The organism is Richelia sinica FACHB-800, assembly GCF_014698825.1.
In the GTDB taxonomy this organism is placed as follows: Bacteria; Cyanobacteriota; Cyanobacteriia; order Cyanobacteriales; family Nostocaceae; genus FACHB-800.
On sequence record NZ_JACJTT010000002.1, the window covers coordinates 64,972 to 77,797 of the forward strand.

The following is a 12,826-nucleotide window of genomic DNA, read 5'->3' on the forward strand; positions in this document are numbered from 1 at the left end:
GAAACAGGGTTATGATTGAATCAATAATTTACACAAACACTGTTTAAGTAAAATAAAAGTGTAAAATGAAACAAAATAATTTAAGTAACTTTTATTTTCATGAATTTAGGCGTATATTTAAGAATGTGTTTTGTATTTCTATTAAATTTAAATTTACTTTAGCAGTTATTATTTGTCTAGTTCTGGTGATGGGACTAGGGGTATGTAAATTAAATAAATTACAATTGAAAGCTTTTGAGCAAGAAGCACGTAACCGTAGTGAGTTAGTTCTTAATTTTGGACAAGCAAGTCGTAATTATGTAATTAACAAATTAGCTCCGGCTGTAGAAGAGCATACCACAGCCATGATTTTTGAAGCTAAATCAAATGCGTTTGCCACTCGGAGCATATTTGAATTTTTTAATGAGAAAATACCCGGATATATTTATAAACAACCTGCGGCCAGTCCTTTAAATTTACAAAATCAAGCTGATGATTTTGAAACAGAAATAATAGCTAGATTTAAAGCTAATCCAGCCATTAAAGAATTAACAGGATATAAGCAAGATACAAATCAAGAATTTTTTTATGTAGCACAGTCAATAACTATGGAACCAAGCTGCTTGCAGTGTCATGGTAAACCAGAAGATGCACCCAAGGAAGTTGTAGAAAAGTATGGAAATACCCATGGATTTAACTGGCCGGTGGGAGATATTGTCAGTGCATTAATGATTTATGTTCCTACCAAAGATTTAAGAGCCAATCAAGCTTCTATGTTGACTACAGTTATAGGAACATTTATTGGCTTAACAGTCGTACTAATAATTCTGATATATTTCTTGTTTGATAAGTTAGTTAGTAAAAGAATTAGCAAGGTTTCTCAGGCTATGAAGCAAGCTGGCATCAATCCAGAATTGACAGTTCGTATTGATGATACAGCAGGTGATGAACTGGGAATGATGGCAAAAGTCTTTAATCGTATGGCTGATTCTTTAGAGGATTCTTATTCTAATTTAGAGAACAAAGTTGCTGAAAGAACAGCAGAATTAAAAAAGACATTGCAAGAATTACAATTAGCTCAATTGCAATTGATTCAAACTGAAAAGATGTCTAGTTTAGGTCAATTAGTAGCGGGAATTGCCCATGAAATCAATAATCCCTTAAGTTTTATCAATGGTAATATTGAACATGCTAATGTTTATGCTGACAATTTGCTTACATTGGTAAAACTTTATCAACAAACCTATCCTCAACCAGAAGAGAATATTCAAGATTATCTTGATGAAATTGATTTAGAATTTTTGACAGAGGATTTAAGGAAATTGTTAAGCTCTATGAAGATGGGTAGTGAGCGTATTTCCCAAATTGTTCTCAATTTACGTAATTTCTCTCGTTTAGATGAAGCGGAGATGAAATCTGTCAATCTTCATGAGGGAATTGATAGCACTTTGATAATTTTATAGCATCGGTTGAAAGCAAGCTCAAAACACCCAGCCATTGATGTGAATAAATTATATGGTGATTTACCTTTGGTTGAATGCTACCCTGGCCAACTCAACCAAGTATTTATGAATTTGCTGGCTAATGCCTTAGATGCTCTAGTCAATAGATGTGCACAAGCTGATTTAACATCAACAGAATCAGAAACGTTTCAACCACAACTTACTATTGAAACCTTAATGGTTGATAACCAATTTGTAAGAGTCAAAATTACTGATAATGGTATGGGAATGTCCCCAGATATCCAAGCCAAAATCTTTAATCCGTTTTTTACAACTAAACCTATTGGTCAAGGAACAGGTTTAGGATTATCAATTAGTTATAAAATAGTAGTCGATAAACACAAAGGCTCGATTTGGTGTGAATCAGAACCAGGGGAAGGGACTAGTTTTTATATTCAGATTCCTGTGCAGCAGGTTAGTTAAATATATATTGATTACCAAATTATTTGCAAATCTAATGTAAAGCCAGCTAAAACATCTTCACCTGATAAATATTGAGGCTTTTCTAATATTTCCACTGGTTGACCGGGACGATAGATTTCGACTTGATGCAGTTTTTGATTAATTAACCACCCCAATCTTACACCATTGTCTCTATATTCTATCATTTTCGCTCGTGTTTCTGCCAAGCTATCCGTGGGTGACATTAATTCTAAAACGAAATCTGGGGCAATTGGGGAGAACTTTTCCTGTTCTTCTAGTGTGAGTACATCCCATCTTTCGTTTTTTATCCACGCTACATCAGGAGAACGATTTGCACCATTGGGAAGTTTAAAGCAGGTAGAGGAATCGAAAACTTTACCTAATTTTCTTTGACGATTCCAAATTACGAAATCAGCATTGATTTCTGAGTTTCTATTTCCTGTACCTGCTCCTGTGGGTGACATGATAATTATTTCTCCTTTGGCATTACGTTCAAATTTTACGTCAGGATTTTCCTGACAGAGTTGATAAAATTGGTGATCGGTAAGTTGGATGATAGGGTTTAAGTTGACGGTGATGGCTGTCATAGAAATAGATTTGAAGAGGATATCACATTTATTTCAATTATAGTGAAAAAATTTTGTTTAGTATTTAAACTAAAGGATTTCCCTTAATAATTCTCGATGCAAAAAAGCATTATTAAGTAAAGATTGGATTTTCTCTGATGACAAAGCTTGACCATGTTGATAATAATCAATCCAGGTTTGACTAATTAAATTCGCATCATCTGGCAAATCCTTTAAATCCCATCCAGGTATTGCTAAGTTTTCCATTAAGCGGTTGACTTTGGGGTCATAACTAAGGGCAAAACAGCGACAATTTTCACTGGCTGCCATAATTAAACTATGTAGCCTCATACCTATGGCCATATCTACACCGCGAAATGCACCTTTTAATAGTTGTGGGTCTTCTAAACAGATAGTTTGACTACTATTTTTTAATTGGGGTTGAATTTGTTCAGCTATTTCTAAATCTTCGCTTTTTTGAAATGGCAGTAATAAAATAAATGCTTGGGTGGCTGTTTGCAAATCGATTAAGGCGCGAGTTAGGTTAGTTAGCCGCTTTGGAGTGAGGTGGGGATGATTTCTTAAGGTGAGGGCAATTCTCGGTGTGGGTAAGTCTGCAAGTTCTGGTACTGGTTTGGACTCTAAGGCCCACACCGGGTCGGGTGCAAGAATATGAGGTATTCCCCAATCTGATAGGAGGGCAGAACTGGAGCGATCGCGTACACTAACTTTAGTACAACCAGCAAAATTGCGTCGCGCTAACCATCGAGTTTGGGGATGCACCAATGGGCCTATTCCCTGTCCCCAAGCCACAGTTTTTAACCCCAGCATCTGCGCTAGTGCCATTAATCCCCCATAATAGAAAGGGCTGATGCGACTAGTTACATCCTGCATTAAACTCCCACCACCCCAAATGAAGGCATCACAAGAACGCAAAGCCTTTAAAACCGGGAATAGCGCCATGCGGTTGTAGCTTTCCACCCCATAGCGTCGGCTAGTTTCTTCAGGATTTCCAGACAGCACCACAGGCGTTACATCAGGTGGTAGCATTTGCAAAAGCGTTGCTAATAAAGCTTCGTCTCCACCGTTACCTTTACCGTAATACCCAGATAATAACGCCCTCATCTTGACCATTTTTGATTGTGGATTTTGGATTTTGAATTTCTATGCACGCACTATCAATTCCCACCTGGATTATTCACGTTTCTAGCGTCATTGAATGGATTGTCGCTATTTGGTTAATCTGGAATTACGGCGAACTCACAGGTAATCGCAGTTGGTGGGGATTGTCCTTTGCCATGTTACCAGCTTTAATCAGTGCTATGTGTGCTTGCACCTGGCATTATTTCGACAACGCTGAATCTCTGGAATGGTTAGTTACTCTCCAAGCTACCATGACCTTAGTTGGTAATTTTACTCTTTGGGCAGCAGCATTCTGGATTTGGCGTACTGCTAAATCAACCAACACAGTAGAAACCCAACCTATCAAATCAAAGTCATAATGTCCAAAGATACTTTATTTGCCCTGTCTTTATTCCCCTATTTGGGTTTTTTGTGGTTTTTGACCCGCAGTAAACAAATGCCACCCTTAGCATTATATGGATTTTACGGGACTTTGGTATTTGTATTTGTCACTATCCCAGCGGGGATTTATGCCAAAGTTCATTATGGCGAAGCTTTAGCAAATATAGATTGGTTGCATGGGGGTGCAGAGGTGTTTTTAACCCTTGCTAACATTTTGGTTGTGGTGGGGTTCCGTCAAGCTGTGCAGCAATTAAAGCAGAAAAATTCCCAAGTCTGAAATTATTAGTCAGACAGGAGAATGCAAAGATGGGAAAAACAGTGATAATTTTTCCCATCACCTATTAGCAATTAGCTATGAGAAATTATGGAAGTAATACCTGCAATTGATTTATTAGAAGGTCGTTGTGTCCGACTTTATAAAGGAGATTACGCACAATCACAAGTTTTTAGCGAAAACCCTGTAGAGGTGGCTAAACTCTGGGTAGACCAAGGTGCAACCAGATTACATTTAGTTGATTTGGATGGTGCAAAAGCTGGTCATATAGTGAATTTAGCTGCTATAGAAGCCATTGCTAGTGCTGTTTCTGTCCCCATTGAAGTGGGTGGCGGCTTGCGCGATCGCTCCAGTGTGCAACAATTATTTAGTCTCGGTGTACAGTGGGCAATTTTGGGTACTGTAGCAGTGGAACAACCCCAGTTAGTCCAACAACTGTGTCAAGAGTTTCCCCAACAGATTATTGTGGGTATAGATGCCCGTAACGGTCTAGTTGCTACTAGAGGTTGGTTAGAAACTTCTCAGGTATTAGCTACCCAACTAGCAGTGCAAATGCAAGAATTAGGTGCAGCAGCCATCATTTACACTGATATCAATCGTGATGGTACTCTCTCTGGGCCCAACTTAGATGCGCTACGAGAATTAGCTGGTGCAATTTCTATCCCTGTCATCGCGTCTGGGGGAGTTAGTTCTGTTACTGATTTATTAAGTATGTTAGCTTTAGAACCCCAAGGTGTCACAGGAGCGATCGTTGGGAAAGCTTTGTATACTGGAGATATTGCCCTCACCGAAGCAGTAAAAGCTGTTGGTGCAGGACGTATTCAAGATATTCCCCCTAATTTAGGCTTTTCTACCTTCGCGTAAATTTATAGCAGGTGACAGGTGACAGGTAACAGTGCTAAAAGCCTTTGTGTGTCTAAGTTTTAGTTGTAGTTAATGTCTTAACTATCTTGTCTAGGGCTATACCAGTATTTACTTCAACTGTCTAACCGGCTGAATAGTCGGTTATTTTTTCTTTTTTTCCGAAATTGAGAGAATTCAGCTTGTATTCCCAACTATCAGGCCACAGGCAGGAGTGTGAAAAGTCTTTTGCTATCTGGGTTTGATTATCAGTGGATGTCCTCACACGGGCGATCGCTATATCCAGAAAATAGTTACATTAGAGTTGGGTTATTTTTTTACTTATTTGCTGACTGAGTTATTGATTTTTATTACAAATAATGGGTTTTCTCTGACCGTAGAGGCGTAAATATCACACGTCTCTATTTTTTTGGTTTTTTTCGATAAAATTGATGTGAAAAATATCTGGAAAGGGTAATATTGCTCATGTAAGTATTTTCTAGTAGTAATTTTACCACCAAGCTTTATGTCTAACCAAAATACTAACAACAATAACAAGCGACGTAGAAACTACACTCGTTCCCCTAGAAGATTACAACCACCCCAGAACTTAGGTAAACCAAAAACAGAGTAATTTAGGTATGAAAAAAAGGAATAATTTAGAAGAAAATACGTATAAATATGGCAAATACAACTCTCTGATATACCAACATAAATTTTCTTATTTGCGAAACTTACTTCATTTTGTTGATTATTGCCATCATAGGGGTGAATTTTCCACCCCTATAAAGCAGATTTATTTAGTTTTGGCTTGACTTTTTGCCTGTTCTAAAGCTATCTCTTTAATCGCTTGGTAAGAATTAATATTTGCACTGCCTTCAATAGCTTTTACAGCTAAATCCTGAACTTGTTTTAAAGCAGATTCTAGTTGTTGCGAGAGATTTTTCAGTCTTGTTTCTTGATTATTAATTGTCTGTTCTAAGGATTGAATTCTCTGTTCATAAAAACGCTTTTGACCATCCACTTCTTTAGCATATAAATCAGCCTTCACTTTAGCTTGATAACTCGCAATACCTTTACCCTCATCAGTTGCTTTTTTAATTGCTAATTCTTTCTCCTTCGGGAAAGCCTCTACCTTTGCTTTTAATTCACCAAATTCCTTTTCTCTTTCTGCAATCGATTTTTCTCGTTCTGACCACTGCTTTTCTGTACTTTGTTGTAATTCTTCTAATTCTTTATATAATAGTTTTTGAGCTTGCTCATATTCATCTATTGCCAATTTACGCTGTAATTCCAAGTCATATTTATATTCCGCTTCATTCCTTTGTTGAGTTTTTTGGAAATTTTCATTACGCTCTTTAATCAATCGTTGATGTTCTTCCTGTTCTTTACTCCAAGCATTTTTCAGTTCTAATATTTCCTGAGATAATACTTCATAGCGTTGGTTATATTCTTCCTGATAAGTCTTTTCATTATCCTCATAACTTTGAATCAGATTATCCAAGATATCATCAGAAATTTCTAAATTATGTAACTGGGATAATTGCTCAATTTCTGTATTTACAGCTTGTCTAATATCCGCTAAACTAGCAGCCCTTTTTGTTAACTGTTCCGACAATTCATTTGCTGCACTGCCAAACCCTAACTGAATTTTCACTAAACTTTCAATTGTATTATTCATTTTTTGTTGAACTGTAGTTTGTGGCTGCATAATATTAGTTTTGGGTTCTGGCTTAGGTTCAGATTTGGATTTTTCTTTAGCTAGAGATTGAGTTTCTTTCTGTACTTTTTCTAGTTGGGATTTAAGAAATTCTTGCTCCTTTGTTAATTCTTCGTAAGCTTGCAGAATCTCTGCCTTAGTATTCTTATCGCTCGGTTTTTTGACTGGCATAATGGTGAAAAATTCCCGCTTCAAATTTGAACTATTTAAGTAAGCCGATACTAAATATCTAATCTAGGTTGAAAAATGGATATTTTGCCCCGTAGGGAAAGCACTTGTAATGATTGACAGTGCATAAAACACCCTACAAAAGAATTGATATTTCTCTATGACTGGCTTAGGTGAAAATTCATGTACTAGAAATTACTTACTAGAACTATCAAAAGCTCGCATTGCTAAATCCTGTGCTTGTTTTAACACCGTCTGTAACTGAGTGGAAATTCCTTCGATTTGTTCAATCTGTTTCTTAATCGTCTCCTCTAAAGATTGAATTATTAATTCATAACTTTGTTTGCTGGCTTCCCACTCTTTTTCAAATAAATCCGCTTCGATTTTCGCTTTTTGGCTAGTTTCCTTAATTGATTCTTCCCTGGCTTTTTTAATTGCTTCTTCTAATTCAGTGGGGAATGCTGCCACCTTCTGTTGATATTCGGTGAAGAGTTTTTGATTGCTACTCAGAACTTTCTCTCTTTCTTGCCAATCTTTTTCTTTTTGTTCTAGAGTTTCTGCTATTTCCCTCTCTAAAAGCCGCTTCTTGGCTTCATAGGCATCAGTATTTAATTTTCTTGTAGTTTCCAATTTATATAAATATTCTTCTTCTTCTTTCTGCCTTTCCTTCACTAATAATTCGTTAGTAGCTTGGATTTTTTCTGTAAATTCAGCCTGTTCTTTGTGCCATTCTTTGCGTTTATAGGTACTTTCTTTTTCTAATTCTTCCCGTTTCTGCGTAGTATCTTGATCTAATAGTCTCAATTTCTCTTGATGCTCTTGATTGAGAATATCTAATGTATCAGCCACCACCCTAATTTGCTGCAATTCCTTGAGGTGTTGATTTTCAATCTCTATCCCCCGATTCAGTTCGTCTAATTTAGCATTCTCACTGGCTAATTTTTCTGAAAGAGCATTAACAATACTGCCAAATTCTAACTGTAAATCCGCTAAACCTTTAACGATACTATCTACAGTATATTGAGAAGCTAATGCCAGTATTTCTTGATTTTTGGCTTTTTCTGCCTCTTCCTGCTTAGTCGCAATTTTTAGTTCTATTTTTTTGCGTTCAGCCCGAATTTGTTGAAAGGTTTGCACTAATTGTTGCTTATTTTGGATACTGTTTGTTGTCATGATTCCACTCCCTTCCAGAGAAAATAATTAATTTGGTAATTAGACATATAGCAGGTGACAGTTAACAGGTGACAGGTGACAGTGCTAGAAGCCTTTGGCTGTCTCGATTTTAGTGTTAGTTAATGTCCTAACCGTTCTGTCCATTGCTATACCAGGACACAGCCTATGCAGACATTAGGGTAGTTTTTGAATATGCACTTTTAGAACAGTGTGAATACCAAAATCAGGGATAATACAGATGTTGATGTCAATATTGCTATATGTTGGGTAGCTATGACATTTGTTTAGTTCAATTGTACTAAAAGTATAATCAAGTGCCATCCTATTGTCAATACTTCAGCATCAACTTAACTCTTATAGAATCAACTCTCACAGTCTCAATTCCCAAAATACTGATCTAACTTCTGTCCTGAAATTTTTAATTTTTTATTCCTAATTACTCACGCTTTCAGTCTTGTGTTTTGTCTGGTAATGTGCTTTATAATATACATGTTTATGTAATTTAAGTTACATTTACTGCTAGCACCTAAACTGCAATCAATCTGAATGCACTGATACCTGCTCAATTTGATTTGCATCAGTACACAGTTCAGCAATTTTGTGTCATAAATGTATACCAGCGAATTAACTAAATATTCTGCCAGAACTGATATAGGACAGAGTAGCCGTGTTCTAGTTGTGGAAGATGAAGAACTCATCCGCGAAATGCTAGTGGTGTCCTTGGAAGAAGAGGGGTATGAAGTGGTCACTGCTAGTGATGGACGAGCAGCAGTGGAATTTCTCAAGCATTATGAATCCAATTCCGGAGAATCGCCTTTAGATTTGGTGATTTTGGATTTGATGCTGCCACAAATTAATGGACTAGATATTTGCCGCTTACTTCGGCATCAAGGTAACTCTGTACCGATTTTAATTTTGAGCGCTAAAGGTAGCGAAACAGACAGAGTATTAGGTTTAGAGGTAGGTGCAGATGATTATTTGACCAAGCCATTCAGTATGCGTGAGCTAGTGGCGCGGTGTAGAGCGCTACTACGCCGTCAACGCCTGAGTACATTGCCTCCAGCCCCTGTGTTGAAATATAAAGATGTCAGCTTAAATCCCCAGGAATGCCGGGTGATGGTACGTGGACAAGAGGTGAGCTTATCTCCAAAGGAATTCCGGCTGTTGGAACTATTTATGAGTTATGCCCGTCGGGTCTGGTCAAGGGAACAGTTGTTAGACCAAGTATGGGGACCAGATTTCGTTGGTGATAGCAAGACGGTAGATGTTCACATTCGCTGGTTAAGGGAAAAGCTAGAACAAGATCCCAGCCATCCAGAGTATATTGTGACTGTGAGAGGTTTTGGTTACAGGTTTGGCTAATTCCTGGTGATGTTGTTAGTTTTTAGTAATCATATAGCAGTTAAAGACTAACAACTTAAATGCTCTTATTGGGATTTTTTCTGGGTTTGGCGGTCGGCCTTGGGTTTTGGTTTTGGCAACAGGTTCAGCTAAATCGTTATCTGGAGCGAGTCATTCAACCATTAAACTCACATTCTTACAAGATTGCTTTACCGTTTATGTCTCGCTTTCGGCAGGATATGTCGATGGTGAAGCGACAACAGCAGGATTTACAGCAGTCCTTAGCAACTTACAAGGAATTGCTGGATTTTGCGCCATTAGGTTATTTGCAGGTTGATGAAGAAAATCAACTGTTGTGGTGCAATCAGCAAGCCCAGGAAATATTACATTTACAAAGATGGCAACCAGGACAGGTGCGGTTGTTGCTGGAGTTGGTAAGGTCTTATGAATTAGACCAGTTAATTGAGCAAACTCGTGATTGGCAAAAGCCGCAGGTACGAGAATGGGTTTTTCATCCTTCCTGTGAAGATGCTAATGCAATTGTCGAGTTGAAGTCTTTAGCACTGCGGGCTTCTAGTTTACCTTTGCCCCAAGGACGGGTGGGGGTATTTTTAGAAAATCGTCAGCCTTTATTGGATCTTAACCAAGAACGTGATCGCTCCTTTTCCGATTTAGCCCACGAGTTAAGAACCCCTCTTACCTCCATTCGTCTGGTGGCAGAAACCCTGCAAACCCGTCTAGAACCACCCTTAGACCGCTGGGTAAATCGCTTAATGCAGGAAGTAGACCGACTCATTAATTTAGTCCAAAGCTGGTTAGAACTAACCCAAATGGAAACCAACCCCACCATGCATTTAAACTTAGAATTGGTGGAAGTGCGATCGCTCATTACCTCCGTTTGGGAAACCCTAGAACCATTAGTTCAGAGACAGTCCTTAAAAATGATTTACTCTGGACCACCCACCATTTCCATCAATGCAGATAAATCTCGCATGTATCAAGTATTTGTCAACTTGCTAGATAACTGCATTAAATATAGTCTCTCCCACAGCACCATCTATATTGAGACTAAAATTATCTCATCCCCAGATATTCTCTACAGCAATTCCCAATCTCCAGGCTTGGAAATTAATATCATTGACTCAGGAGACGGTTTTGCTTTGAGTGATTTACCTTATGTATTTGACCGATTTTACCGAGGAGATAAAGCCCGATATCGTTCTCCAGCCACAGAGGGAAGCACCGCAACAACGGGAATAGCTGGGAGTGGCCTGGGTTTGGCAATTGTGCGCCAGATTATTATCGCCCATGGTGGGACAATCAAAGCTATGAACCACCCTCAAACAGGAGGGGCCTGGATACAAATTCTCCTTCCCGAAATCGTAGCCAACTTTTCCAGGCAAGATTATAGTTAAAACAATATAATCAAGTTTGAGAATATAAGTGTGAAAGCTGTTTTTTATAATCCACAACCCGAAATGTCGCAGCCAGAACGCGCCATTAGACGTTTAGAAAGGGATTTATTACGAATGGGTGCTTTGGTAGAAAAATCCTTTCGCCTCAGTCACCAAGCCTTATTTGCCCGTGATCTAACAGCAGCTGAAGAACTTCCTCGATTAGATAAGAAGATTGATCGTTTTTATAGACAAATAGAATCTGATTGCACAGCTATTATTATGTTACAAGCACCCACCGAGAAAGAACTACGGTGTCTGAGTGCGTATATGCAGTTAGTTCGTGACTTAGAAAGGATAGGAGATTACGCCAAAGATTTAGCAGAAATTGCCATTAAAATCTTTCCTTATCCACCTCATGCCTCATTACCAGAAATTGCCATCATGTCCCATCATGCTCAAGCAATGCTGGCAACTAGCTTAGTAGCTTTAGCAGATTTAGATGAAACCAGTGGTCAACGAGTCAAATACTTAGATGATGCTGTAGACAATGCCTATGAGAGGCTTTATCAAACTTTAGCTTACCAAAAGGATGTACCAGGAGTAATTGAGCCAATACTCCTCCTCACTTTAGCAATTCGTTGCTTAGAGCGGATGGCAGATCATGCCACCAATATTGGTCAAAGAGTTGCATATATTGTCACAGGTCAACGTTCGTGATGGCATAAATTCAGAAAGACTTGTGATTGAGAGTTTCCAGTTTTTCGTGTGTTTGGATTCGGCTAGGGTAATTTTTGGCTTAATATTTCCCCCTATCACATATGTTCCCAAGCAACCGCCGACAGGATGTTGTATCATTTGGACTGCAATAATATAAATTTCACTAATACCTTACCTGTTCTTAAACTATTTCGTTTAAATTGAAAATTAGTACATATACCATGTGAGATTAAAAATTTTAGATTAGTAATCCCTCGTTGTGTATGGGACATATAAAAATATCTGCTACCAGCCAGTAAAAAGAAGTAAAAATTACTAATTTTTTATATATAAATTTACTATTTTGAGCAAGTGAATTAGTTCACGTAACGTGATATTCATACTTATTTTTCCACTATATCTTGCTTTGAATTATAGTTTATACCCTTAATATTTTTATTTGATGGTGACAATTGAATATTCATATTTGTTCAATAGTTAAAAATTACACTTCATTGCATAAAAATCAATAGTTTAAAGTCATGACTCCCATCGTTTTATCCATCTAAACTGGCAATGACATATACAAGCCAAATTCCCAAAAGAAACGTTGATAACGAATTAACTCAACAGTTGTTTACTCGTCGAGAAATCATGCCATTTAATCATGATGTCCTGTGGCGAATTGAGCGAGGCATCGTGCGGACTGCTACCTGGAGCGAAGAGGGAGTATCAATTACCTTAGGTTACTGGGGGGTGGGAGATGTAATTGGTTATCCTTTATCCAAAATTAATCCGTATCAAATCGAATGTTTGACTAGTGTAGAGGTGAGTATTTTACCTCCTCAAATTTGGAGTCAAGAAATCAAAGCTTTATTTCATCACATTCAACAAACAGAGCAATTACTTAGTCTGATACATCGCAAACCAATTTCACTCCGGTTATGGCAGTTTCTCTTATGGCTAGCCCAAAAATTTGGTCGAAACTTAGAATCCGGTCAATTAATTGATTTACATCTAACTCATCAAGAAATGGCTGAGGTTTTAAATACCACAAGAGTTACAGTCACTCGTCTTCTACAAAAGTTTGAGGCAGAGGGAAAACTACTCCGTCACAAACGCAATATTATTCTTCGGTACCCCGAAGATCAGTTCACCATAGTCTAGTATCAAAAATTAATTACCGTCTTGTGTGAAGTAGAGTAAATCAGGTATAATCGCCC

Annotated in this window: 13 protein-coding genes; 9 read left to right on the plus strand and 4 right to left on the minus strand. The window is 37.9% G+C overall.

Going from position 1 to position 12,826, the window contains the following annotated elements; translation table 11 throughout:
* The first annotated feature begins 65 nt into the window (after window positions 1–65).
* Entirely contained in the window at window positions 66–1,442 is a 1,377-nt protein-coding gene (locus H6G73_RS02190; RefSeq protein WP_242034094.1) for a c-type heme family protein, read from the plus strand.
* Window positions 1,443–1,448: 6 nt separating this feature from the next.
* Window positions 1,449–1,904 (plus strand): sensor histidine kinase, encoded by a 456-nt coding sequence (locus H6G73_RS24320; RefSeq protein WP_242034095.1) that lies wholly within the window; start codon window positions 1,449–1,451, stop codon window positions 1,902–1,904.
* Window positions 1,905–1,915: 11 nt separating this feature from the next.
* Here H6G73_RS24320 and H6G73_RS02195 read toward each other — a convergent pair whose 3' ends face one another.
* Both H6G73_RS02195 and csaB read right to left on the minus strand, forming a co-directional pair.
* Window positions 1,916–2,491: a Uma2 family endonuclease gene (locus H6G73_RS02195; RefSeq protein ID WP_190601312.1), complete on the minus strand. Its 576-nt coding sequence runs from the start codon at window positions 2,489–2,491 to the stop codon at window positions 1,916–1,918.
* 69 nt (window positions 2,492–2,560) lie between these two features.
* A complete protein-coding gene (csaB, locus tag H6G73_RS02200; protein WP_190601313.1) occupies window positions 2,561–3,604 on the minus strand; it encodes a polysaccharide pyruvyl transferase CsaB in 1,044 nt (347 codons plus the stop codon).
* A gap of 32 nt (window positions 3,605–3,636) precedes the next feature.
* On the opposite strand from csaB, the gene H6G73_RS02205 reads away from it, so the two are divergent.
* From H6G73_RS02205 to hisA, 3 genes are all read left to right on the plus strand, one after another.
* Complete coding sequence (locus H6G73_RS02205) at window positions 3,637–3,972, plus strand: DUF2499 domain-containing protein (RefSeq protein WP_190601314.1); 336 nt, start codon at window positions 3,637–3,639, stop codon at window positions 3,970–3,972.
* Window positions 3,969–4,271: a DUF3593 domain-containing protein gene (locus tag H6G73_RS02210; protein ID WP_190601556.1), complete on the plus strand. Its 303-nt coding sequence runs from the start codon at window positions 3,969–3,971 to the stop codon at window positions 4,269–4,271. The genes H6G73_RS02205 and H6G73_RS02210 overlap by 4 nt, the downstream gene beginning before the upstream one ends.
* Window positions 4,272–4,358: 87 nt before the next feature.
* Window positions 4,359–5,132 carry a 1-(5-phosphoribosyl)-5-[(5-phosphoribosylamino)methylideneamino]imidazole-4-carboxamide isomerase gene (gene hisA / locus H6G73_RS02215; RefSeq protein ID WP_190601315.1) on the plus strand — a complete coding sequence of 258 codons (774 nt, stop codon included), beginning with the start codon at window positions 4,359–4,361 and terminating at the stop codon, window positions 5,130–5,132.
* 772 nt (window positions 5,133–5,904) lie between these two features.
* Here the strand turns inward: hisA and H6G73_RS02220 are convergent.
* Together H6G73_RS02220 and H6G73_RS02225 are read right to left on the minus strand one after the other, a co-directional pair.
* The gene (locus H6G73_RS02220; protein ID WP_190601316.1) at window positions 5,905–6,999 is read right to left on the minus strand and encodes a hypothetical protein; all 1,095 of its coding nucleotides are present in this window, start codon (window positions 6,997–6,999) and stop codon (window positions 5,905–5,907) included.
* Window positions 7,000–7,191: 192 nt separating this feature from the next.
* A complete protein-coding gene (locus H6G73_RS02225) occupies window positions 7,192–8,169 on the minus strand; it encodes a hypothetical protein (RefSeq protein WP_190601317.1) in 978 nt (325 codons plus the stop codon).
* A 609-nt stretch (window positions 8,170–8,778) separates the two neighbouring features.
* Between H6G73_RS02225 and H6G73_RS02230 the strand changes: the two genes are divergently transcribed.
* The 4 genes from H6G73_RS02230 to H6G73_RS02245 all read left to right on the plus strand — a co-directional run bounded on the left by H6G73_RS02230 (window position 8,779) and on the right by H6G73_RS02245 (window position 12,770).
* The gene (locus tag H6G73_RS02230; RefSeq protein ID WP_190601318.1) at window positions 8,779–9,531 is read left to right on the plus strand and encodes a winged helix-turn-helix domain-containing protein; all 753 of its coding nucleotides are present in this window, start codon (window positions 8,779–8,781) and stop codon (window positions 9,529–9,531) included.
* Between the two features lie 59 nt (window positions 9,532–9,590).
* Window positions 9,591–10,925 carry a sensor histidine kinase gene (locus H6G73_RS02235; RefSeq protein WP_190601319.1) on the plus strand — a complete coding sequence of 445 codons (1,335 nt, stop codon included), beginning with the start codon at window positions 9,591–9,593 and terminating at the stop codon, window positions 10,923–10,925.
* 30 nt (window positions 10,926–10,955) lie between these two features.
* On the plus strand, window positions 10,956–11,624 hold the full coding sequence (gene phoU, locus H6G73_RS02240; RefSeq protein ID WP_190601320.1) for a phosphate signaling complex protein PhoU: 669 nt from the start codon (window positions 10,956–10,958) through the stop codon (window positions 11,622–11,624).
* A 555-nt stretch (window positions 11,625–12,179) separates the two neighbouring features.
* Window positions 12,180–12,770: a Crp/Fnr family transcriptional regulator gene (locus tag H6G73_RS02245; protein WP_190601321.1), complete on the plus strand. Its 591-nt coding sequence runs from the start codon at window positions 12,180–12,182 to the stop codon at window positions 12,768–12,770.
* Window positions 12,771–12,826: the final 56 nt, after the last annotated feature.